This is a genomic window from Aeromonas sp. QDB20 (assembly GCF_027707805.1).
Taxonomy (GTDB): Bacteria; Pseudomonadota; Gammaproteobacteria; order Enterobacterales; family Aeromonadaceae; genus Aeromonas; species Aeromonas dhakensis.
The window spans coordinates 1-22,686 of record NZ_JAPCJC010000009.1; the positions used below are offsets into that span (position 1 = coordinate 1).

Here is a 22,686-nt window from a genome sequence, read left to right on the forward strand (position 1 = left end):
AAGGGTACCACCAATCAGCAGTTGGCCACCTCTCGCCATTCATCCATGAGTGTCGCACTTATTATCTGAATTCCCGCTCTTTAGTATAATGTATGTTTCATTGATGATTTTGGTGAATTCATCAGGTTTGCTGACAATGATTCTCTTGACGTTTTGTGATAAATATTCAAGGTAATTGATTTGTCTTTTTAAAGCAAAGGCATCATTATCAGCATATTTTTTTAAATAATCAGATGTTTTTGTTTTCAGCAATGTTTTCTCACAGCGTATTATTAATGCTGTATCAGCAAGTTTTTTATCAATGCGAGTTTTTTTGTTGAGATATTTCCACAGTGATTCTGATTTATTGCTAAGATAGATGTCAGGATCAATGGAACTGATAATACCATCTAGTCTAACCATTTTTTATAAGTCTCTTTAAGTGAAAGCTTATTATTTCTTCCCCAATGATACCAATATAATCCTTTATCTTTTTTTGCTCTGTTTCAGAAAGCGTTTTTTCACTACTCTGACGATATAATGAAAGTATGGCGTCAATTTTGTTTGATGCAAATTGGCTACATACTCGGTTACCTAAAAAGAAGCCATGAGAATATAGGTCATAAAGGTTCGCGCCAAAAGTAAGTGTATCGAAACCTGCTTTTGCTTGATCATTATCAAGTACAACAAGACATTGATTAGGAAGATCGGACAATAAAAATGGAGAGTGGGAGCTGATCACAAGCTGTATTTTCCCACTAGATAGGTTTGGGAGAACATTATTTAATTTTTCGAAAAACTGAATCTGCCATTCAGGGTGCAAATATAAGTCTCCCTCATCAATGCAGATAATTGATGCATTTCTAGAACGGAATAATGAATTGTAAATAGATGAAAAAATATTTATATATGCTTTTTGTCCAGAGCTTATTCCAAGCCAAGTGCATTCAAAATGTTGTTTTTCACTAAGGACTTCAAATATCCATTGCAATACGGAATGTGATTTTTTATTAAAGCTAATAGTGAAGCATAGTTTGTTCTTGTGATTTGTTTTTAGTGCTTCAATATCACAATCCTGTATAAGATTTTTAATGGTAGATAAATTTTCTAGAGAGTTAATTTCTATGCGAATATCATTGGTTTTTAATTTATCGAGGTTTTTTACAATGTGTTCATTTTTCTTTATTAATAGAATGTACTCCGAACATATTTCATCCATTAAGTAATCTATATTTTCATCACTTATCGATGAGCTAATAATCCTTTTTTTAATATCAACTCCAAAAATATCATTTTTTTCTTCTTCGAGGCCAACTGCTGAAACATAAGAGGAAAGCTTTTGAATTAGCAAAAGGTTAATGATGGTTATAACCTGCCTAGTAGGTGTATAACTGGCAGCCATCTTCAAAAATTTATTTATTTGTTCGTGTGTAAATGGGCTTGCTTTTTGTTCCAGATCTTTTTTTGATGGTAAAATATCACTAACAATTAAGTTCAAAGATACGAATTTGGGTCTTTCTATCTCTAGATAATTAAATTTCTCTGAATTAATAAAAACCAAATGCTCCTTGATGGAGTTCTGCCTTCGTCCTTGTTTATTTGAAGAGATATTTGCGACATCTTTGTGGAAATTATATTCTCGTCCATCAGATACATTGGAGAAAAATATCGGCTTTATGCCATTTATTTGTTTTGAATATTCAACCTGTGTAGCCTCAAAGCTTGTTGTAGGTGCCCAAGGAACTGTACGCCCCCTATTATTTGAATAGCAGGTTAAATAGTCCCTCTCTTGCGTAATAACAATAAATGGAGTTTTTAATCTGCTTAATCCTCCCTTTAGAATCATACAAATTAGTTCAAGGCAGTTAGTTTTCCCGGAGCCATTCTTTCCAATTATACCAGTTACATCTGTTATATCTGAATGGAAAAAATCTCTTGGTAGTGGGGGCTTTTCCACTCTACTTATATGGTGTTTTTCTGAGTCATATGAATAAGTAAAATCATTTGATAAGTTAAGTCCAAAGTTACGGAAGTTTCGAAACTCTTCTACCCAGATATAGCAAACTTTCATACTATCACCAGTCTCTTAATGTGAGTTTTTTAAAATATTGAGCTTGGTCATTATTGGCGTTTTTATATATATCAATACACCGGAAATCTGGGACACCCACCTTTTGGGGAGGAGAGTAACGTAACCAAAACGCACGCTACCGCCCGTGGATTACAGCTTCCAAAATGCTCCATTGACCAGTGAGGGCAGCAGCCCATCACTGATGAATAGGCACCGGATGGCTATGTTAAGCCCATAGAATCTGGTCGTGCCAGTCAAAAAGTGACGTAACTATCAGAAAAGTCGCCTTTTTTGCGCTGGCTCAAAAAATGGCAGAGGTCGGGCATCGGATTCCCATGGATCTTGATTTTATTGGGGTTGGCGAGCGTGGCGGGGAAGAGGGTGCTGGCTTGCTGTTAAGGCGGAGCTGGCCGGGGAGAATCTCGCTTAGCCAATCGGCGCTATAGTGCTGGCTATGGTGCCCTGTGCTCCGTGGCCCTGGCTGGCGAGGCGGGGGATCTGCGGCAACAATCAGCTGTTGTCATAACAGTTACTTGCAATCAGATCATCATGCAAACGGGTCACCATGCCAACACATCACAATAAGGAACGTCATATGAAGCGTATTGCCATCCTGTTCGGCCTGCTCTGCGGCAGCGTGCTGCTGGCCAATCCGGTCTTTGCCAACGACGCTGCCCAGTTGCAGTGCGAGGCGCAGGCCGCGGCGAAAAAACTGGCGGGCGCTGCCAAGACCAGCTTTGTCGGCAAGTGCGTGAAAGATGCCGCTGGCGCCGCGACCGGCCAGTGTGAGAAAGCCGCAGCCGACAAGAAGCTGGCCGGTGCGGCCAAGAACAGCTTTATCCAGAAGTGCGTGAAGACGGGGGCGGCGATGGATCCGGCGGCCAAGTGCGAGAAGGCGGCGGCCGACAAGAAGCTGGCTGGCGCGGCCAAGAACAGCTTTGTCCAGAAGTGCGTGAAGGATAGCGCCGCCAAGTAAGGGGTTTTCTTGTCCGGTGTGTTTGCGGGGGGCCAGCAGGCCCCCCGCGCTTTTTGGGGCGCGGGGGCATTATCGCTGAGCGGGTGATGCAAGGGCAGGGCTGATTAGGGGCAGCCGAGTGGCGACGAAGAGGGGCAAGCTGGGGCGGCCCTGGAGAAGTTGCCGGAACTGGGATCTCGATCGGGGCAACAGGACTTTTGTCCTGCAAGGGGAGGCGGGACGGGCGCTAGGATGGCCGCATCAAAACAAAAAAACGAGTCAAACTGGAGCACAACAACAATGACCGCTCATATCAATGCCAACCCGGGCGATTTCGCCGAGACCGTCATCATGCCGGGGGACCCGCTGCGGGCCCGCTATATCGCCGAGACCTTTCTGACCGATGCGCGCGAGGTGACCAATGTGCGCAATATGCTGGGCTACACCGGCTACTACAACGGCCAGCGTATCTCGGTGATGGGACACGGCATGGGGATCCCCTCCATGGTGCTCTACGCCCACGAGCTGGTGAACGACTTCGGGGTCAAGCGGATCATCCGTATCGGCAGTCTGGGGGCGACCCAGCGCCACGTGCAGATGCGTGACGTGATCCTGGCGCAGGCGGCGGGCACCGACTCCCCCACCAACGCCAAGCGCAGCGCCGGTTACCAGATGGCCACCTCGGCCGATTTCGCCCTGCTGCACAAGGCGTTTACCAAGGCGCAGGAGAAGGCCATTCCGGTCAAGGTGGGCAATATCTTCACCGGTGACCTCTATTACGATCCGGACGACAACCTCATTCCGGCGCTGGAGAAGTTCGGCGTGCTCGGCATCGATATGGAGGTGGCCGGTCTCTACGGGTTGGCCCATCAGCAGGGGATCGAGGCGCTCGCCATTCTGACGGTCTCCGACCACTGCCTGACCGGTGAAGAGACCACGGCCTCCGAGCGGCAGCTCTCCTTCAACCAGATGATCGAGCTGGCGCTGCACACCGCGCTGTAAGCGCCGCGGCCCGCCCAACCCTGCACGCACCCTGACCCTTATGAGAGATCCAATATGAACAATAAGCTCTCCCTCACTGCCATCAGCTTCCTGGCCAACTTCGTGATGGCCGGTTTTGCGACCCAGTTCGGCATGCTGATCGACCCCATCGCCGCCAAGTTTGGCGCCGACGTCAATCAGGTGGCCTCCATCTTCTCCCTGCTCAACGGCGGGGCGCTGGCGGGCACCATTGCCGCCTTCTTCCTGATCGAGAAGGTGGGCCTCAAGCGGATGACGCTGCTCTGCTACGGCCTGATCGCGCTGGCGGCGGCTTCGCTCCATCTGACCGGCTCGCTCTATGTGGTGATGGCGGCCATGACGGTGATCGGCCTGTGCGGCGGGGTGGGGCTCTGCATTGCAGGGACCCTGGTGGTGAGCGTCTGGCAGGCGCGGATGCAGAGCACCATGCTGGTGGTGCAGGATGCCACCTTCAACGTGGCCGGGGTGGTCTTCCCGCTTATCACCACCTACACCCTGACTCACGCCATGGCGTGGAGCTGGAGCTATCTGGCGGTGGGTGTAGTGGCGCTGGCGACCATGCTGGTGGCGGTGCTGACCAACTTCCGCAGTTGCGAGGCGGGCGGCGAGAGCGCCGGCAACGAGCACTCGGAGTGGAATCTCGGCATCATCAGCGGCGGGGTGGGGCTTTTTCTCGGCATGCTGGCGCTCTACACCTTCCTCACCTGGGCGCCCATGTTCGTGAAGAACAAGTTCGGCATCCCCTTCGAGGAGGCGGGCAACATCATCACCCAGTACTGGACGGCGGCCCTGCTCGGCGCGCTTGTCTCGACCGCCATCGTGACCCGCATTGCGATCCGCACCTTCCTCTTGGTGATCATCACGCTGGCGATGGGGATGACGGCGCTCATCGTCACCACCGACAACCTGAGCCAGCTGCCTTATCTCACCTATGGTTACGGCTTTGTCTGCGCGGCCCTCTACAACGCCTTTATCGCCTACGGGGTGTCGTTTGTGCGGCAGGCATCGAGCAAGAACGTCTCCTATATCCTCATCAGCGGCAGCGCGGGGGCCATGTTCAGCCCGGCCATCAGCGCCATGTTCGAGCAGGTGATCGGTCTGCAGGCGGTGATGTACGCCATCCCGCTTATCTACGGCGTGATCCTCGCCATGCTGGTGGCCTCGCTGCGCATGGCTCGGCCCCAGCCTTGTCTCGCCTGAGCGGGAGAGTAAACAGCAAGAGGGGCGGTATAAACCGCCCCTCTTTTTTGTCTTTAACCGGCCACTCATGCCCGCGACTTATGGCTGTTCCAGAAAGGCCTTGAGCCCCGCCAGATCGCGGATCTGCAATCCCTCCTCGCCGCGCTCTACCAGTCCTTTATCCATCAGCTCTTTCACCGCCCGCCGGTAGACCCGGTCCGTGGTGCCAAAGCGTTCCGCCTCCTGATACCCCTTGCGAAAGCCGCTCACCGGGTTGTGGTGGCAGTGGCTGTGGTAGAGATCGAGGGCGATGTTGTAGCTGATGGGGTAGAGCATGCGGCAGGTGAAGATATCCACCGTGTCCTGATAGTCGATGGCAATGGCGGTGGCAAAGAAGAGCGCCACCCTGGGGTGGGCGACCAGCGCCTGCTCCAGCTGCTCGCCATCGATGCGGGCCACCTCCAGCGGCTCCTCGGCGATGATGTCGAGCTGGCAGCGGTAGCCGGTGAAGAACTCCATCTCGCCAAACAGCTGGTGGTCGCACTCCAGGGTGCCGAGCTGAAAGCGGCGGCCATTCATGGCGGTGTGGCCCATGGCGATACGGCCGCTCTTGACCAGCACCAGATCCCGCAGCGGTTCGCCCTGGCGCATCAGGGGCTCTCCCTCGGGGATGAGACGCGGCTCCGTGATGCAGGAGCTGACCACCTGTTCGATGAGATCGTGGCCGGCTTGCCAGTGGGGCTGAAAGCGCCCCTTGAGAAGGGGTTTGAGTTGCATGGGGTTCCGGGTCGTCGCCAAACACAAACGGCTATTACACACCCTGCCGCTGGCAGACTCCAGCCCGAAGGCGATGAGGGCCGGCGTGAGCATGCGAGGGTGTGACGGAGATCGGGCTGGCGGGACTGGGGCGGACACGGCTGGAGCGGATACGGCGGGAGCACAGCCCCGCGCCATCCGGCCCAGATAATCAGGCCGGGCTCAGGGCGCCGACACTGCTCTGCTCAAGGCTGGACAGGGCCGTGCGCAGCCGGGCCAGCCCGATGGGCTTGTAGAGGCAGTCGTCCATGCCGGCGGCCAGGCAGAGTTCCCGCTCGCGCGCTGTGGCGTGGGCGGTAAAGCCCCAGATAGGCTGGGTGTGGCCGCGGGCGCGCAGGCGGCGGGTCAGCTCGAAGCCATCCATCAGCGGCATCTGGCAGTCGGTGATGACGAGATCGAAGGGCTGGCTCTGGCTGGCCTGTAGCGCCTCGGCGCCGTTGCCGCGCACGCACACCTCGTGGCCCAGGTGCTTGAGCTGCTGGCGCAGCAGCACCTGGTTGGCGTGGTTGTCGTCCACCACCAGCACCCGCAGCCGGGTTGGCGCGAACGGCCGGGGGGAGGGCACAAGCAGTGGCCCGGCCTGCGGCGACGCGGCGTCGAGGGGCTCGTGGGGGGCGGCCAGCGGGGTGAGGGGCAGCCGGATCCTGAGCTCGGTGCCGCTGCCAAGCTCGCTGCTGACCGCTATCTTGCCCCCCATCAACTGGCACAGCATGCGGGCGATATTGAGGCCAAGGCCGGTGCCGGCGAACTGGTAGGGGTCGTGGGCGCGGTAGAAGGGGCTGAACAGCCCGGGCAGCTTGTCGGGGGCGATGCCCACCCCGCTGTCGCGGATGATGAGGTGCAGCAGCGGCTGCTCCGTGCTCCCCGTGAGGCTGGCCTGCAGGCTCACCTCTCCCCGCTCGGTGAACTTGATGGCGTTGCCGAGCAGGTTGAAGACGATCTGGCGCAGGCGCAGCGGGTCGATGAGCACCCGCGGCAGGGGGGGCAGCTCGACCCGGTAGCCAAGCCCCTTCTGCTGGGCCATCCCCTTGCAGGCGCGGGCCACCGAGTGGAGCAGCGGCGCCAGCTCGCACGGCTCGGGGGCGAGCGTCAGCTGGCCCGATTCGATGCTGGAGATGTCCAGCACGTCGCCGATGAGATCGAGCAGGCCGTTGGCGGATTCGGAGGCGATGCGCAGCTGCTCGCCGGTGTGGCGGGCGAGGGCGGGATCCTGGCTCGCCAGCTCCAGCATGCCGAGAATGGCGTTCATGGGGGTGCGGATCTCGTGGCTCATGGTGGCCAGAAAGTCGCTCTTTGCCCGGCTGGCGCGGTCGGCCTGCTCCTTGGCGCGGCGCAGCGCCTCCTCCATGGTCTTGCGTTCGGTGATGTCGATCCAGCCGTTGATCACCCCGCTGATGGCGCCGCGGTAGTCAAAGTAGGGCACCATCCAGTGGTAGACGAACTGGCGCGGACCGCGCTGGCTGAAGATGCGATCCGACAGTATCGGGCTGCCGCTTCGCAGCACCTGCTGAAAATCCTGCTCCAGGGCGGCGATGGCCTCGGCGCCGAGCAGTCCCTTGAGCCCCTCGGCAAACGAGGTACCGAGTACCCGCTCGATGGGGGCGTTGAGGGTGGCCAGGTACTTGCTGTTGCAGAGGATCACCTTGCCCCCCTTGTCGCGCACCACTATGGGGTGGGGCAGGCTCTCGCCGAGCGCCTCGATGAAGCGCACGTGCTCCTCCAGCTGGCGGCGGGAGGCCTGCTCCGAGCGGGCCAGCCGGTTGAGCATACGATTGCGGTAAAACAGCAGCAGGGCGACGGCGCACAGCCCCGCCAGCAGCAGGTAGAAGTAGGGGGCGTTGCGCTCCATGAAGGTGGGGGCCGGCAGTTTGCGGTTGCGCCACTGGTAACTCATCATCGCCAGCTCGTTGGGGGCGATGGAGAGGATGGTCTTGTCGATGATGTCCATCAGCATCCGGTTGGCGGAGAGGCCTGCAAAGCCCATCCGGATGGGCTGGTCGTCGGCGGGGCCGGCGATGCGGATCTGCTGAAGCCGCCCCCCTTCCACCGCATGCTGGGCAAAATAGAGCGGCACGATGGCGGCATCGAGGCGCCCCTCGTTGACCGCCTCCATCGCCTCGTCGGCGCTCTCCAGAAAGCTCACCTGGCTGTCGCCAAGTCCTCTGGCGATGGGGTTGTAGATGGTGCTGCCCACCTGTTTGCCGGCGAGCTGTGCCAGATCACCGCTTAAGGCATCCCCCTTGCGGGCCACCAGCACATAGATGTCGTCGGTGGCGTAGGGCAGGGAGGGGCGCAGCCGATAGCCCTCGGCCACCGGGCGGGAGATGGCACCGATAAGATCCAGCTCCCCCTTGAGCAGGGCCTCCTTGCGCGCCTGCTCCGAGCCGTAACTGACGAACTTGAAGCGCAGGCCGGAGCGCTTGCTGATCTTCTCCAGCATCTCCACCGACATGCCGGTGAGCTGGTTGTCGTAGTCGCGCACCCCGTAGGGGTAGAGGTCGTCCATCAGCCACACCTTCACCGGGCCGGCGCTGGCGAGCCAGGCGCGCTCCTCGCGGCTGTAGAGATCGCTGGGGCGCTCGACGATGTCGCGGATGGGGCCGTTCCACTGGTTGAAGATGAGGCTGCGGGTGACGTCGCTCACCCCCTCCAGGGTCTGGTCGAGCAGGGCCAGCAAGCCGGGGTGAGCGGCTGACACAGCGAAGCGAAAGCCGTCTGCCGCTATGGCGGGCTGCGCCTGGCTGCGCTGGCGGATCTTGTCGAAGCGCTCGCTGTTGAGGTAGTGCAGGGAGTGGGGGTCGCTTAGCAGCAGCGGCTCGTGGCCGAAGAAGACCGCATCGAAGGCTGCCACGTTGGAGGGGTAGCTGACCAGTACCAGATCCGGGTAGTAGCGCTTGAAGGCGGCCTCGTTCACGTAGCCCCGCACGGTGGCGACCCGCTGGCCCGGCAGCAGCAGCGGCCCCTGTTCGGCGGCGAGGGCCGAGAAGACGGGGGCACTGCTGAAATAGCGCCGGCTGAGGGCGATGCCTGCCTGTTCGGCCGCGCCGAGGTTGAGGTTGCCGAGGTTGACGAGGTCGAGATCCCCGGCCCGCAGCGCCGCCAGCGCGCTGCGCGTGTCGTTGAATGCCCGCAGTTTCACCGGTTTTTGCAGCGCCCTGGCCAGGATGTCGAGGTAGTCGGCGGCGATCCCCTCGAAGTGATCATCGGGCCCGATCATGGCAAACGGGCGATAGTCGTGGCGCAGCACGCCGACCCGCAGCGCCGTCATTTCGGCGAGCCAGGGCTGGTCAGCCGTGCTGGCGGGCGCCGGGGGGCTCTGCAGGTAAGGGCGACTGTGCAGGGTGAGCGCCTGGGCGCAGAGGGGCAGCAGCAGGCAGAGCAGCAGCAGGGGTCGGATCAGGTTCATTGCCAGATTGTGCCCCTCCCGCCGGTTGGATGGTGATTGAAAGCGGCGATTCTACCGAAGAGCGACGCACAATGAACCTTTAATCAGCAGTTTGTCAGTGCAAACGGCAAGGCCGTGGGCGGGGCGGGACTCGCCAGCGGCCTGCCAACTGTCCGCCCTGACTCCTGATTTGGACAGGGGCAGGCACGGCAGAGGACTCACACACCCTCGCCATCGGCGGCGACTCTGGCCCGTCCTGCCTCTTTGGCCCGGTAGAGCTGGCGGTCGGCCGCCTCCAGCAGCTGTTGCGGCGTGCCGGTCTGGCTGGGGATGGCACAGACCACGCCAAGGGAGATGGTCACCACCCTGGCCACCTCGGAGGCGAGGTGCTCGATGGCCAGCTCGCGCACGGCGCTGCACATGCTGTCGGCGAGATGGACGGCGCTGGCCAGGGGGGTGTTGGGCAGCACGCAGGCAAACTCCTCACCGCCGTAGCGGGCCACCAGATCGTGCGGCCTGCCCAGCCGCTCGGCCAGCACGGCGGCGATGGCCTGCAGGCAGTGATCGCCGGCCTGATGGCCATAGCGGTCGTTGTAGCGCTTGAAGTAATCGACATCGAGCATGATGAGGGAGAGAGGGGTGTTGTCCCGGCAACCCTGGCGCCACTGCCGCATCAGCTCATCATCGAACTGGCGCCGGTTCGGTATGCCGGTGAGGCCGTCGAGCATGGCCAGGTTGCGCAGCAAGTCCCCCTGCAGCTTGAGGGTGATGTGGGTCTTCACCCTGGCCCTGACGATGTTGGGGCTGATGGGCTTGCTGATGAAATCCACCGCGCCGAGGGCCAGGCCGTACTCTTCGTCCGTTTCCTCCTGCTGGGCCGTGACGAAGATGACGGGAATGTCCCGGGTGTCGGGATCCGCCTTGAGTTGCTGGCAGACCTCGTGGCCGCTCATGCCGTCCATGATGACGTCCAGCAAGACAAGGTCGGGCAGCAGGCTGCGGCAGAGGGCAAGAGCCTGCTCCCCGCTGGTCGCCATGAAAATCTCGCACTCTTCGCGAAAGAGCTGGTGCAGCAGCCTGATGTTGATCGCCTGATCATCGACGATCAGCAGTTTGGGGCGACGGTTGGTGGGCAGGTTCCAGGGGACCATCTTGGGCTCCATCATTGGTTGTCGCACAGGGATTTCCCCAACTTGAGGGCGGCGCCGAACTCCAGGTTGTCGATCAGGCCGGCAAACTGGCGAAAGGTGGTGTGCAGCTGCGGCGGCGTCTTGGGTGCCAGGGCCTCGGTCAGCTCGACCGCCGCCAGATTGCCATCCTCCAGCAGCGCCAGGATGTGCTGCATGGCCTCCCGCCATTCGGCGAGGGACAAGGCATCATCGGCCGGCTGTGCGGTGGTATCGGGGGGCGGGGCGAAAGCTTTTTCGAGGCTCTCCAGGCTGAGCCGCACCGTCTCCTGCAACAGCTGCAGCCAGCCGGCGTCAGCCAGCAGCGCAGCGGCCTGCGGCTGGTCGGCGTGGAGCAGGGCCTGCTCCTGCGCCTTGGCCAGGGTGGCCAGTCGGCAGGCCCCCATGGTGCTGGCGCTGCCCTTGATCGCGTGCAATATGCGACAGGCCTCCGTGACCTGGCCAGCGGCGATGGCCTGGTGCAAGGCCTCCAGCTGTTCTGCCATGTCGGGGCCGAACAGGCTCAGGATCCGTTGCAGCAGTTCGATATCGTTGTCAAAACGCTGGCGTATGACGGATTCCGCTTCCAGCAGGGCTTCGCTGGCAGCAGGGGGCTGGGCAAGGGCTGGCTGGTCAGCCTTGCCAAGCTGGGCCAGCAGGGTGGAGACCAGCTGTTCGAGGGCAATGGGCTTGCCCACATGCTCATTCATGCCGGCAGCCAGGCAGAGCTGGCGATCCGCTTCCGAGGCGTTGGCGGTCATGGCGATGATGGGCAGGTTGGCAAACTGCGGGTGGGCCCGGATCTGGCGGGTGGCCTCCAGCCCGTCAATATCCGGCATCTGCATGTCGATCAGCACGGCATCAAACGAGGGGGCTTGCTGCAACACCATGGCGACCCCGTCCCGCCCGCATTCGGCCAGCAGCACCCTGGCCCCTTCGCAGCTCAGCAACTCGCAGGCGACCTGGCGGTTGAGCAGATTGTCCTCCACCACCAGCAGGGTGAGACCACTCAGCCGGCGGGTGTGCTGGGCAGGGAGAGCGGGCGCGGCGTCCTGGCCATGGAGGGCCTGATAGATGGCCTCTGCCAGCTGCTTGGGTGTCACGGGTTTGGTCAGCAGGCTGACGAAGGGGGTGGCGCCCGACTGGTGCGACTCGGTGAACACCTCGTGGCCGTAGGCGGTGACCATGATGACTCCGGGGGCCGGGTCTTGCCCGGCCTGTTGCCGGATCTGGGCGGCGGCATTCAGTCCATCCATGCCCGGCATGCTCCAGTCCATCAGCACTATGTCGAAGGGACGGCCCAGAGCACGGGCCTCGCCGACGCGGCGGACGGCTTCTGCCCCCGAGTGGACCAGCTCGGCCTGCCAGCCGAGCTGCAGCAGGGTGCGTTGCAGCAGCTCTGCCGCCAGCTCGCTGTCGTCGACCACCAGAATGTAGGGGGGCGGTGCCATGTCCGGACAGGCCTCCTTGAGAGACTGGGGGGCGGCCTGTGCCAGGGTGATGTCGAACCAGAAGCGGCTGCCACGGCCAGGTTCACTCTCGACCCGCAGCTCTGCCCCCATCAGCTTGAGCAGGCGTTTGCAGATCACCAGCCCCAGCCCGGAGCCGCCGAAGCGACGGGTGGTGGAGGCTTCGGCTTGGGTGAAGCTCTCGAAGATGCGCTCCAGCTGGTGGGCGCTGATGCCGATGCCGCTGTCGGTGACGGCCACGCGGATGGTGACCGTCTGCTCATGGCGGGCCAGCAGCGCCATGGTGATCACCACTTGGCCCTTGATGGTGAACTTGAGGGCATTGCCCGCCAGGTTGGTGAGCACCTGCTGCAGGCGCATGCTGTCACCGATCAGGAGATTGGGCAGGTGGGGGTCGATATCGAACATGACCTCGATCTCTTTCTGGCGCTGGTTGCCGTCCAGTACGATGGCCAGGTCCCGCATCAGCAGCTCGATGTCGAAGGGGTGCAGATCGAGCTGCAGTTTGCTGGCCTCGATCTTCGAGTAGTCGAGAATGTCGTTGAGCAAGCCCAGCAGGGAGTTGGCCGCCGAGTGCGCCTTGACCACATAGTCGAGCTGGCGGGCGGTGAGTTCGGTGTACTGGATCAGCTGCAACATGCCGAGCACGGCGTTGAGGGGGGTGCGGATCTCGTGGCTCATGTTGGCGAGGAAGGAGGACTTGGTCTGGCTGGCGGCATCTGCCTGCTCTTTGGCATAGAGCAGGCGGGACTCCAGCTCGGTCTGGGCTGTGATGTCCCGGTTGAAGCCGATGACGCGCAGCGCCTGACCGCTGCTGTCCCGCTCCACCTTGGCCCCGGCCTGGATCACCCGGTGATCGCCGTTGTCCTGCATCACCCGAAAGACGGGGTCGTAGATGCCGGTGCCGGCCACGGCGCGGTTCAGGCTGGCGGTGGTGGCCGCCAGATCGTCCGGGTGCACCCGGTTTGCCCAGTGCTGGTAGTTGAGCCCCTCGTCCCTGAGCGTCAGCGGCAGATCGTAGAGCTCGAACATGCGGTTGTTCCAGCTCAGGGCGTTGCTGTCGAGCTCCCATGACCAGATCCCCAGCTCGGCCACGTCGGCCGCCATCTGCAGCTGATCGCGGGTCGACAGGATCTCGTTGCGCTGGGCCAGCTGCTGGGTCATGTCGGTCATGATGCAGACGAACATGCTGGAGCCCGCCGCCTGCATCCGGCCGATCGACATCTGCAGCGGGAACTCGCTGCCATCGCGCCGACGCCCGATAAACTCCCTCTCCATCAGGGCGGCCAGCTGGTTGTCGCTGAGGGAACCGAGTGGCACCTCACCCAGCGCGTGCTCATCGCTGCTTTGCAACAGGGTCTGCACCTGTCGGCCCTGGATCTCGCCGGCCTGATAGCCGAAGGTGGTCTGACCGGCCGGGTTGAGGGAGTGAATGCGACCGTCAGGATCCATGGTCATGATGGGGTTGACGGCGGTGTCCAGGATGGCGCGGGTGACCTCGAGACTCTCGGCCAGCTTCTTCTCGGCCGCCTTGCTGTCGGTGATGTCCAGGCCGATACCAAGGTAGCCCTGACTGCGCCCCTGTTCATCACGGATGGCGGTGATCACCAGGGTGACGGGGAAGCGGCTGCCATCCTTGCGCACGTAGGTCCACTCCCGGCTCTCCGCCCCTTCCCGTTCCGGTTTGTAGACGAACACCTGGAAACCGCTGATCTGCTCGCCGTACTGGGTGCTGAGCTCGACACTGCGGGCCTGCATCTCGTCGCGGGTGTGGAAGATGCCGGGGGTCTCCTTGCCGACCACGTCGGCGGCGCTGTATCCCAGCAGCTGCTCGGCCCCCTCGTTGAACAGGGTGATGGTGCCCTCCAGATCGGCCGCTATGATGGAGATTGCGGAGGCGGAGCGCAGGACGTTGCTCAATAACACGTTGATCTTGCTCAGCTCAGCCGTGCGCTCTGCCACCTGATGTTCCAGATTGGCGTTGAGCTCCAGGATCTTGGCCTCTGCCTGTTTCTGGGCCGTGATGTCCCGGATGGTCTCTGAGGTGCCGACCAGCTTGCCCTGATGGTCATAGATGGGGGCGATGGAGATGGAGAGATCCAGCAGATGGCCGTCCCTGTGGCGACGCCGGGCGGAGAAGCTCGGGATCCGGACGCCCTGCCTGAGGTCGGCGAGCCGCGCTTTCTCGCCGGCGCTGTCGTGATCCGTCTGAAACAGTGCACTGTCGGTACGGGTCAGCGCCTCGCCGGCAGGGTAACCGAACAGATCTTCGGCCCCCTTGTTCCAGCTTACGATGACGCCGTTCAGGGTCTTGGCGATGATGCCGTCACTGGCACCGGCCACGATGGCGGCCAGCCTGGCCTGTTCCTCAATGAGTTGCAGACGTTGCTGTTGCCCCTGAGCCCGCATGCGCGCGAGCAGGGTGAGCAGCAGAGTGAAGAGGCCGCCGGTGAACAACACCACATAGGGGGAGGTCTGGTTGAGCTGCGCCACGAACAGGGGGTGGGCGTCGAGCCTGATCTGCCAGCGGCGGCCATGAATTTCCCGCTCGGCGGCTCTGGACATGGTGATGTGGTGCGGATTGCGCGACTCGTGGTCGATGGCACTGGTATAGAAGGGCTGGATATGCCGGGGGTCGGTCACATCGATCAGTCTGATGTGAAAGGCCGGGCTCTCCAGATGCAGGGCGTCCAGCAACTCTTCCATCAGCAAGGGGGTATAGCTCCAGCCAAACCCGGCGGCCTCTCGCTCCTCGGGAGTCGCTGGAGTGGTCACGGTGCGGTAGATGGGCATCAGCATCAGAAAGGATTGCCTTGGCTTGCCCGTGGCCTGTACCAGGGTGATGGGGGGGGTCAGCCGTACCTCGCCGCTGCGGATAGCGGCGAGGGCCGCCTCACGGCGTGAGGGTTCCGAGGCGATGTCCAGCCCGATGGCCGCCTTGTTGCGTGATAGCGGCTCGATAAACTGGATGATGAAATGTTCACCCCGATAGGGCGAGAGCAGCTGAAGGGTGAAACCTGGCCGCCCATCTCGTCGGGCGCGCTGGATGAAGTCGTCGAGATAGGCATCCTTCACTCGCCTGATGAAGCCAAAACCCCGGGCACCGGGGAATTCACTGTCCACATCCCTGGTCAGGCTGTAACGAACGAAGTCCTCGTTGTTGAAGGCGTGTTCGCCGGCGGTCAGGATGGCGCCACGTACCCCTCTGAGACCGTACTGATACAGATCGAGTCGCGCCTTGACGGTATCTGCGACGTGCTCCGTGGCAGCCGTGATGCTGGCTTGCACCTGCTTGTCATTGCTGTAATGGAGGAGGAGGGTGCCGAGCAGGGAGAGCAGCAGGCCGATGAGCAATACCAGGCCTGCACTGCGGTTCAACCCTAAAAAGGGGTGGTGATTGCGCAAGCTGAAGCCTCCTTGCCTCGCTGATGACGTAGAGCACACCCGATACGACTATTGAGTCGCGTTAATGCATTGAAAGTAAACCCTGATATCCCGCATTCAAAACGCAGAGCGCGAAGGGGGGCGCTCTGCGTCGATCCCAAGTGGTATCAAATGAGTTGCAACATAACTTAGCATTAATCGCAGGCGTTTGTATCCGATTCTCCTGCTCGTCACCTTGGCCTGAACGGCAGCCGCGTCTATGCAAAGCGGTAGGAGCCCATGTAAAGGCTGCCGCCATCCCAGCTGTCGTGCAGCTTGACCGGCTTGTCCTGGCCGGCGGCGCCAAGCGCCACGAACAGCGGGCGCAGGTGATCGTCGTGGGGATGGGATTCCACCGCCCCCGGCGCGCGGGCGCGGTAATCTTCCAGCGCCGCTCTGTCACCCTCGGCCATGGTTAGCTCCAGCCAGTCGACGAAACTGCGGGCCCAGCCCGGCACCGGCGAGTTTTCCGGCCCCAGCGCCCGCAGGTTGTGGGTGATGGCGCCGGAGGCCAGGATGCCGATCCCCTGGGCACGCAGCTGCTGCAGCGCCTCCCCCAGCTGCCACAGCTGGCGCGGGGTGAAGCTGGCCGGGATGGAGAGCTGCACCAGCGGGACAGTGCTGGCGGGATCCATCAGCGAGAGCGGCGACCAGACCCCGTGATCCAGCTCGCGGCGCACCGGCTCGGCGGGCAGGCCCGCCAGCAGCAGCTGATCGCTCACCGCCTCCTGCAGCCAGAGCGGGCTGCTGGCCGGCCAGCGGATGTGGTAGAGCGGCTCGGGGAAGCCGTAGAAGTCGTACATCAGGGTCGGATTGGGCTCGACGTTGATCTGCAGCTCGCTGCGGGTAAACCAGTGGGCCGAGATGACCACCAGCCCCTTGAGATCGCCAAGGCGCAGATTTTTGAGGAAGTGGGTCGCCGGCTGGTCGCGCAGAACCAGATCCGGGGCGCCATGGGAGATGAACCAGACGGGGGCGATAGACATGACAGACTCCATATGCGTTGTACCGGTGCGAGGCGCACCGAAAACCCAGGGCCAGGGCGACATGCCGCTGACGATATGGTCATTATCTGCCCCGAAATGTAAGTTAACAATCCGGCTTTATGAATAAGCACTGTTCACTATTGGTTGATAGTGATGGGTGGGAAGGAGGGGAGAGCACCAATAACAAGGCCGGCGCAGTGGCCGGCCCTGGGGGAGCTGGCAGGCGACAGGCCTGCCATCAACAATTTACTGAATACCCAGCAACTCCACATCGAAGATCAGCACGGGCGCTGGGTGGGATCTGGCCGGTTTACTGAATACCCAGCAGCTCCACGTCGAAGATCAAAACGGATCCCGGCGGGATTTTGCCGGCGGCGCGATCGCCGTAGGCCAGATTGGCGGGGATGTAGAAGCGGGTCTTCTCCCCTTCCACCATCAGCTGCACCCCTTCGGTCCAGCCCTTGATCACCTGGTTGAGGCCGAACTCGATGGGCTCGCCGCGGGCGACCGAGCTGTCGAAGACGGTGCCGTCCAGCAGCTTGCCCTCGTAGTGCACCTTCACCTTGCTGGTGGCGGTGGGGTGAACGGTGCCGGTGCCCGGGGTCAGCACTTCGTACTGCAGGCCGGAGGCGGTGGTGGTCACCAGGGGTTTTTCCTTGTTGGCGGCGAGGAACTCGGCCCCCTTGCGCACATTCTCTTCCGCCAGCTTCCTGTTGTTGCTGCTCGAGTAGAAGTAGTAGGCGACGCCGGCAACCAGCAGCGCGATCAGAACGAGTTTCATCGGGTATCCCTATGTCGTGAAATGCCGGGAGGGCAGTGAGTGCGGCATCTTATCCCAGCCGGGGCGTCAGGGCGAGCCGGCGGGCGGCAAGATGTGACTGGACGGGCAAAGCCAGAGCCGAGGGACGCAGCGCATCCCCCGGCCCCTGTCGTTACTTGGCGGCCACCATCATCAGGGCGGGCAGGGCGAAGAAGAGGCCCGCCACGTAGCCGAGCGCCAGCAGCTTGTTCTCGCTGCCGACCCGGGCCAGCCCCTCGGCCGCCTTGACCGGCAGCTCGCGCAGGAAGGGCACCCCGTAGATGAGCACCACGGCGAACAGGTTGAACAGCACGTGCACCAGGGCGATGGTCAGCGCCAGCTTGGCCCCGGCACCACTGATGGCGGTGGCGGCCAGCAGGGCGGTGATGGTGGTGCCGATATTGGCGCCCAGGGTGAAGGGGTAGAGCTGACGGGTGCTGAACACGCCGCCGCCGGCCAGCGGGATCATCAGGCTGGTGGTGGTGGAAGAGGACTGCACCATCACGGTAACCAGGGTGCCGGAGGCGATGCCGGTCAGCGGGCCGCGGCCCAGCGCCTTGTGCAGCACCTCTTTGGCACGGCCGACCAGCACCCGTTGCAGCACCTTGCCGAGCCAGGTGACGCAGCCGAGGATCAGCAGGATGCCGATGACGATGGTGGCGATGGCCGGCCCTTTGCCCGGCAAGAAGGCCACCAGGTCATCGATGAAGTTGAGGGCCGGGGAGATGAGGGGCTTCATGAAATCCATCCCCTTCATCGACATGTCGGCGGAGCCTACCAGCAGGGTGGCCAGCGCCTCGGCACTCTTTTGTAGCAGACCGAACATCAGCTCAAGCGGCAGGAAGATGAACACCGCCAGCAGGTTGAAGAAGTCATGCACGGTGGCGGCGGCAAAGGCGCGGCGAAACTCGCCCCGATCCCGGATATGGCCGAGGGAGACGATGGTGTTGGTGATGGTGGTGCCGAGGTTGGCGCCCATCACCATGGGGATGGCCATGCCGATGGGCAGGCCGCCGGCCACCAGACCGACGATCACCGAGGTGACCGTGCTGGAGGATTGCACCAGCGCGGTGGCCAGGATGCCGAGCAGCAGGGCGACGAAGGGGTTGTTGGCGAAGGCGAAGATCTGGGCCGCGCCCTCGGCGCCGCCGGAGAAGCCTTTGAAGCCGTGGGAGACGGCGCCGACGGCAACCAGGATCAGGTAGATCAGGGTGATCACAGCGAGCCAGTTGAACAGTGGGCCAGTACGACGGGTCTGCTGTTGTGCAAAAGATGGGGTGCTGTGCATGAAGCCTCTTGGGACAGTCTGCTTGAAAATGGACGGGCGCATTACAGCAGGGCACCATGACAGAAATATGACAAAGTGACACTTTTGTGATGATTTGATGACATGGTCGGATGGGGAAGATGGGACAGAAGGTGTCGGATTGGGCCGGGAACTCGCCCCGTTTGGCTGCGAATGTGTCTGGCGGCTTGCAGCCGGGGGACAGGGCGTTATGCTGCGGTCTTTCTTATCTCAACCAACGTGGTGTTGTTATGCGTGCATGGGTGTTGTGTCTGTCCCTGGGTCTGCTGTCTGTCGGTGCCCAGGCGAGCGTGTTGAAATCCGAGTGCAACCTCGACAAGGCAATGAAGAACGAGGCGCTCAATGCGACCCTGGGGGTCAAGGGGCGCTGTGATACCGACAAGCTGGTGCGCCAGCAGAAAGAGAAGGCCGGGGCCGAGGTGAAGAAGCACACCACGGATGTGCTGGAGAAGAAAACCGCCGGCCTCAAGGAGGGCAAGAGCCAGCTGCAGGGGACCCAGCAGAAGGTCGATCAGGCCGGTCAGCAGCTAAAGCAGACCCAGCAGGATGTGAAGGCGGTGGCCAAGGATCCGCTCAAGGCGGCCGCCACCGCGGTGATCAACCAGGGCTGAGCCCGGCCACCGCGAGGGCGGTGATCAGATGACGTGCACGAAGAAGGGGAGCCATGGCTCCCCTTCTGCTTGGTTGGCGCTGGCCGCTTACTGCGAGTCGGCCGCCTCTTCGTACTGACGGAAGGGGATGCGGAACACCGCGAGGCGCAGGAACAGGTAGGTGACGCCGAGGCCGGCCCAGATCAGGCCCAGCTCCAGCGAGCTCTGCTCCAGATTGATCCAGAGCGCGCCTATGGTGGCGGCACCCAGCAGCGGCAGCAGCAGGAACAGCAGGTGCTCCTTGAGGCTCTTGTTGCGCTTCTCGCGCACCCAGAACTGACCGATGACCGACAGGTTGACGAAGGTGAAGGCCACCAGGGCACCGAAGTTCACCAGCGCCAGCGCCATGTCCAGATCGAACGACACCGCGGAGAGGGCCAGGGCACCCACCATCAGCACGTTGATGGCCGGGGTGCGGTATTTCGGGTGGATGTAGCCGAATACCCGCTCCGGGATCATGCGATCGCGCCCCATCACGTAGAGGATGCGCGACACGCCGGCGTGGGCGGCCATGCCGGAGGCCAGCACGGCAACCGTGGTGCACACCAGTACCACGCTCTGGAACAGGGTGCCGCCGACGTAGAGGGCGATCTCCGGCAGCACGGCGTCCGGCTCCTTGAAGCGGGCCAGATCCGGGAAGTAGAGCTGCAGGAAGTAGGAGACGGTGACGAAGATGATGCCGCCGATGAGCGCAGTCAGCACGATGGCGCGCGGGATCACCTTGCCGGCGTTGGGGGTCTCTTCGGAGAGCGAGCTCAAGCCGTCGAAGCCCAGGAACGAGAAGCAGAGGATGGTCGCGCCGGTGAACAGCGGCACCATGCCGGCCGATTCGAAGTGGAACGGACGGCTGCTCAGCAGGGTCGCAGCCCCTTCACCCTGATAGATGCCCCAGCCCATCAGGCCGAGGAAGACGGTGATGATGGCCAGCTGGATGAAGACGATGACGCCGTTGAAGTTGGCCACCAGGTTGATGCCGCGCAGGTTGAGGAAGGTCATCACGGTCACCAGACCGAAGATGAAGATCCAGGGCTCGACGCCGGGGAACATGGCGGTCAGGTAGATCTTGGCCAGCAGGATGTTGATCATCGGCATGAACATGTAGTCGAGCAGGGAAGACCAGCCGACCATGAAGCCGATGTAGGGGTTGAACACCTTCTGGGCGTAGGTATAGGCAGAGCCCGCGGAGGGGAACTTGCGCACCAGGTGGCCGTAGCTGATGGCGGTCAGCAGGATGCCGCCGAGCGCCAGCAGATAGGCGGTGGCGACGCGGCCTTCGGTAATGTCACCGACGATGGCGAAGGTATCGAATACCGCCATGGGTGTGAGGTAAGCCAGACCCATCACCACTACCTGGAAGAGGGTGAGCGTCTTGAGCAGCTTGGCACCGGCCATCACGCTTTCTCCTCTGTGATCGCCAGGGCGGCGAAGGGGGACGGGATCAGGGACGCAGCGCGTCGCTGGACACAGGGGGCGCCGGTCTGTGGCACAGACAAGTGGCGCACGCCGGCGGGGACCGGCAGGAAAGCAATGAAATGCCCCATGTATTTCCTCACAACGTCGGGAGATTGCCTGGCAATCTCGGTATCAATTCCGGTACAAAGTCCGGCCTCTTGGTGAATGTGGTTTACCCCTTAAAAACGAAGAACCGATGTTGCAAAAAACATCGGCTCTCAGGGGCGGCGTATTGTGCCCTCAGGGGGGGGAGGACACAAGCAAAAATGCCCCCGTCGGGGGATTTTGTTGACCTGGGTCAGGTCGGGGTTGCGCCCCCGGCTGGCAGCCTGTGCTGACAGGGGCGCGAGCGGAGCCGCTCTGGCGCGAAGGCCGCTGTCACGGCGGATGAACAGGGGTAAAAAAACGCCCGCGAAAGGCGGGCGCAGTAGTCATGAAAGGGGGCTCAGGAGGCGTCGGTTTCGGGCCGGCGCAGCTGGACCCGGAACACGGTGAGGCGCAGCAGCAGATAGAGGGCGCCGAGGGCGGCCCAGATCAGCCCCAGCTCGAAGGAGGCCGGCTCCAGATTGAGCCAGAGCACGCCGATGCAGGCGGCGCCACACAGGGGCAGCAGCAGGAAGATCAGGTGATCCCGCAGCGTCTTGTTGTGACCGAGCTTGACGTAGAAGTGTGCAATCACCGCCAGATTGACGAAGGTGAAGGCCACCAGCGCGCCGAAGTTGATCAGTGCCAGCGCCATCTCCAGATCGAACGACACCGCCGAGAGGGCCAGGATCCCCACCAGCAGCACGTTCAGCGCCGGGGTCTGCCAGGTCGGGTGGATATAGGCGAAGAAGCGGCTCGGCAGGGCGCGATCCCGTCCCATCACGTAGAGCAGGCGCGACACGCCGGCGTGGGAGGCGAGCCCCGAGGCCAGCACCGCCACCGTGGTGCAGACCAGCACCACCGCCTGGAACAGCTTGCCGCCCACATAGAGGGCGATCTCCGGCAGTACCGCATCCGGCTGCTGGAAGCGGGAGATGTCCGGGAAGAACAGCTGCAGGAAGTAGGAGACGGAGATGAACAGCACGCCGCCGATCAGCGCCGTCAGCACGATGGCGCGGGGGATCACCCGATCCGCGTTCGGCGTCTCTTCCGACAGGGTGGTGATGGCGTCAAAGCCGAGGAACGACAGACAGAGGATGGAGGCGCCGGTGAGCAGGGGGGCCACCGCCATCTGATCGGAGAAGAAGGGACGGCTGCTCGCCACCGTGCCAAGCCCCTCGCCATGGTAGACACCCCAGGCGATGAGGCCGATGAAGACGGCGATGATGCTGAACTGCATGATGACGATCAGGCTGTTGAAGTTGGCCACCAGCTTGATGCCGCGCAGGTTCAGGAAGGTCATGACGGCGGCCAGCCCCAGGATGTAGGTCCAGGGTTCCACGCTCGGGAACAGGGCCTCCATGTAGATCTTGGCCAGCAGCATGTTGATCATCGGCATGAACATGTAGTCGAGCAGGGAGACCCAGCCCACCATGAAGCCCACGTAAGGGTGGAACACCTTCTGGGCATAGGTGTAGGCGGAGCCTGCCGAGGGAAACTTGCGTACCAGGTGGCCGTAACTCATGGCGGTGAACAGCATGCCGATGAGGGCGAACAGGTAGGCGGTGGGCACATGGCCTTCGGTGATTTCGGTGACGATGCCGAAGGTGTCAAACACCGCCATGGGGGTCAGGTAGGCCAGACCCATGATGACGACGTGCCACAGCTTCAGGCTTTTTTTCAGGCCGACGGGTTGGGCATTCATTGTGCTTTCCCCTCAATCCGGGCCGAAGGGATCAGGCTGACGGCATCAACCTGGGCATAGGGGGCGCCAGCAATGCGGCGCAGACCGGCGCGGGCCGGCAGGAAAGCAGTGAAATACCCCATGGTGTTCCTCACTAGAGAAGCGGGTGTCGTGAGATGGCAACCCATCTCGCTATCTTTTCCGGTCGGTTCCGGCCTCGTTGTGGATTTGTTTGCCGCAAAAAAAGAACCTGACTCAGCAA

At 61.2% G+C, this 22,686-nt stretch carries 17 protein-coding genes; 4 read left to right on the top strand and 13 right to left on the bottom strand.

All coding sequences use genetic code 11. The features are described from left to right. Positions 1-39: 39 nt before the first annotated feature. The gene (locus PG897_RS12680; protein ID WP_270829067.1) at positions 40-402 is read right to left on the bottom strand and encodes a hypothetical protein; all 363 of its coding nucleotides are present in this window, start codon (positions 400-402) and stop codon (positions 40-42) included. After that, a complete protein-coding gene (locus PG897_RS12685) occupies positions 395-2,050 on the bottom strand; it encodes an AAA family ATPase (protein WP_270829068.1) in 1,656 nt (551 codons plus the stop codon). Before PG897_RS12685 ends, PG897_RS12680 begins: the two co-directional genes overlap by 8 nt. Before the next feature lie 595 nt (positions 2,051-2,645). Here PG897_RS12685 and PG897_RS12690 point away from each other — a divergent pair. The 3 genes from PG897_RS12690 to tsgA all read left to right on the top strand — a co-directional run bounded on the left by PG897_RS12690 (position 2,646) and on the right by tsgA (position 5,225). Next, the gene (locus PG897_RS12690) at positions 2,646-3,026 is read left to right on the top strand and encodes a hypothetical protein (RefSeq protein ID WP_181969345.1); all 381 of its coding nucleotides are present in this window, start codon (positions 2,646-2,648) and stop codon (positions 3,024-3,026) included. 279 nt (positions 3,027-3,305) lie between these two features. Then, positions 3,306-4,007: a purine-nucleoside phosphorylase gene (deoD, locus tag PG897_RS12695; RefSeq protein WP_171281322.1), complete on the top strand. Its 702-nt coding sequence runs from the start codon at positions 3,306-3,308 to the stop codon at positions 4,005-4,007. A gap of 54 nt (positions 4,008-4,061) precedes the next feature. Continuing rightward, positions 4,062-5,225 carry an MFS transporter TsgA gene (gene tsgA, locus PG897_RS12700; protein WP_201883011.1) on the top strand — a complete coding sequence of 388 codons (1,164 nt, stop codon included), beginning with the start codon at positions 4,062-4,064 and terminating at the stop codon, positions 5,223-5,225. Positions 5,226-5,303: 78 nt separating this feature from the next. Here tsgA and PG897_RS12705 read toward each other — a convergent pair whose 3' ends face one another. From PG897_RS12705 to PG897_RS12735, 7 genes are all read right to left on the bottom strand, one after another. Continuing rightward, positions 5,304-5,981, bottom strand: coding sequence for a Crp/Fnr family transcriptional regulator (locus tag PG897_RS12705; RefSeq protein ID WP_270829070.1), 678 nt, complete (start codon positions 5,979-5,981; stop codon positions 5,304-5,306). Between the two features lie 190 nt (positions 5,982-6,171). Next, the gene (locus tag PG897_RS12710) at positions 6,172-9,426 is read right to left on the bottom strand and encodes a response regulator (RefSeq protein ID WP_270829071.1); all 3,255 of its coding nucleotides are present in this window, start codon (positions 9,424-9,426) and stop codon (positions 6,172-6,174) included. 197 nt (positions 9,427-9,623) lie between these two features. Continuing rightward, a complete protein-coding gene (locus PG897_RS12715) occupies positions 9,624-10,556 on the bottom strand; it encodes a diguanylate cyclase (protein ID WP_201877601.1) in 933 nt (310 codons plus the stop codon). A gap of 11 nt (positions 10,557-10,567) precedes the next feature. Further along, entirely contained in the window at positions 10,568-15,445 is a 4,878-nt protein-coding gene (locus tag PG897_RS12720) for a PAS domain S-box protein (RefSeq protein ID WP_270829072.1), read from the bottom strand. Positions 15,446-15,681: 236 nt separating this feature from the next. Continuing rightward, a complete protein-coding gene (locus PG897_RS12725; RefSeq protein ID WP_201883005.1) occupies positions 15,682-16,449 on the bottom strand; it encodes a DODA-type extradiol aromatic ring-opening family dioxygenase in 768 nt (255 codons plus the stop codon). A gap of 310 nt (positions 16,450-16,759) precedes the next feature. Further along, positions 16,760-17,230, bottom strand: a complete 471-nt coding sequence (locus tag PG897_RS12730; RefSeq protein ID WP_043171520.1) for an FKBP-type peptidyl-prolyl cis-trans isomerase — start codon at positions 17,228-17,230, stop codon at positions 16,760-16,762. A gap of 151 nt (positions 17,231-17,381) precedes the next feature. Next, entirely contained in the window at positions 17,382-18,536 is a 1,155-nt protein-coding gene (locus PG897_RS12735; protein ID WP_010633351.1) for a sodium dependent phosphate pump, read from the bottom strand. A 248-nt stretch (positions 18,537-18,784) separates the two neighbouring features. Here PG897_RS12735 and PG897_RS12740 point away from each other — a divergent pair, with 248 nt between their 5' ends. Beyond that, positions 18,785-19,165, top strand: coding sequence for a hypothetical protein (locus PG897_RS12740; protein ID WP_043171522.1), 381 nt, complete (start codon positions 18,785-18,787; stop codon positions 19,163-19,165). An 87-nt stretch (positions 19,166-19,252) separates the two neighbouring features. Here PG897_RS12740 and PG897_RS12745 read toward each other — a convergent pair whose 3' ends face one another. The 4 genes from PG897_RS12745 to PG897_RS12760 form a co-directional block, all read right to left on the bottom strand. Then, entirely contained in the window at positions 19,253-20,596 is a 1,344-nt protein-coding gene (locus PG897_RS12745) for an APC family permease (RefSeq protein ID WP_005303054.1), read from the bottom strand. Then, positions 20,596-20,745, bottom strand: coding sequence for a hypothetical protein (locus tag PG897_RS12750; RefSeq protein WP_017765716.1), 150 nt, complete (start codon positions 20,743-20,745; stop codon positions 20,596-20,598). The genes PG897_RS12745 and PG897_RS12750 overlap by 1 nt, the downstream gene beginning before the upstream one ends. A gap of 356 nt (positions 20,746-21,101) precedes the next feature. Continuing rightward, on the bottom strand, positions 21,102-22,445 hold the full coding sequence (locus PG897_RS12755) for an APC family permease (protein WP_005303048.1): 1,344 nt from the start codon (positions 22,443-22,445) through the stop codon (positions 21,102-21,104). Further along, the gene (locus tag PG897_RS12760) at positions 22,442-22,567 is read right to left on the bottom strand and encodes a hypothetical protein (RefSeq protein WP_264082757.1); all 126 of its coding nucleotides are present in this window, start codon (positions 22,565-22,567) and stop codon (positions 22,442-22,444) included. The genes PG897_RS12755 and PG897_RS12760 overlap by 4 nt, the downstream gene beginning before the upstream one ends. Positions 22,568-22,686 lie beyond the last annotated feature (119 nt).

What these genes read in the sequence shown, in the direction of transcription:
- deoD (WP_171281322.1), top strand. Translation starts at nt 3,306, where the DNA reads ATGACCGCTCATATCAATGCCAACCCGGGCGATTTCGCCGAGACCGTC.
- PG897_RS12735 (WP_010633351.1), bottom strand. Translation starts at nt 18,536, where the DNA reads ATGCACAGCACCCCATCTTTTGCACAACAGCAGACCCGTCGTACTGGC.
- PG897_RS12750 (WP_017765716.1), bottom strand. Translation starts at nt 20,745, where the DNA reads ATGGGGCATTTCATTGCTTTCCTGCCGGTCCCCGCCGGCGTGCGCCAC.
- PG897_RS12705 (WP_270829070.1), bottom strand. Translation starts at nt 5,981, where the DNA reads ATGCAACTCAAACCCCTTCTCAAGGGGCGCTTTCAGCCCCACTGGCAA.
- PG897_RS12715 (WP_201877601.1), bottom strand. Translation starts at nt 10,556, where the DNA reads ATGGTCCCCTGGAACCTGCCCACCAACCGTCGCCCCAAACTGCTGATC.
- PG897_RS12685 (WP_270829068.1), bottom strand. Translation starts at nt 2,050, where the DNA reads ATGAAAGTTTGCTATATCTGGGTAGAAGAGTTTCGAAACTTCCGTAAC.
- PG897_RS12690 (WP_181969345.1), top strand. Translation starts at nt 2,646, where the DNA reads ATGAAGCGTATTGCCATCCTGTTCGGCCTGCTCTGCGGCAGCGTGCTG.
- PG897_RS12755 (WP_005303048.1), bottom strand. Translation starts at nt 22,445, where the DNA reads ATGAATGCCCAACCCGTCGGCCTGAAAAAAAGCCTGAAGCTGTGGCAC.
- PG897_RS12740 (WP_043171522.1), top strand. Translation starts at nt 18,785, where the DNA reads ATGCGTGCATGGGTGTTGTGTCTGTCCCTGGGTCTGCTGTCTGTCGGT.
- PG897_RS12745 (WP_005303054.1), bottom strand. Translation starts at nt 20,596, where the DNA reads ATGGCCGGTGCCAAGCTGCTCAAGACGCTCACCCTCTTCCAGGTAGTG.
- PG897_RS12730 (WP_043171520.1), bottom strand. Translation starts at nt 17,230, where the DNA reads ATGAAACTCGTTCTGATCGCGCTGCTGGTTGCCGGCGTCGCCTACTAC.
- tsgA (WP_201883011.1), top strand. Translation starts at nt 4,062, where the DNA reads ATGAACAATAAGCTCTCCCTCACTGCCATCAGCTTCCTGGCCAACTTC.
- PG897_RS12760 (WP_264082757.1), bottom strand. Translation starts at nt 22,567, where the DNA reads ATGGGGTATTTCACTGCTTTCCTGCCGGCCCGCGCCGGTCTGCGCCGC.
- PG897_RS12680 (WP_270829067.1), bottom strand. Translation starts at nt 402, where the DNA reads ATGGTTAGACTAGATGGTATTATCAGTTCCATTGATCCTGACATCTAT.
- PG897_RS12710 (WP_270829071.1), bottom strand. Translation starts at nt 9,426, where the DNA reads ATGAACCTGATCCGACCCCTGCTGCTGCTCTGCCTGCTGCTGCCCCTC.
- PG897_RS12725 (WP_201883005.1), bottom strand. Translation starts at nt 16,449, where the DNA reads ATGTCTATCGCCCCCGTCTGGTTCATCTCCCATGGCGCCCCGGATCTG.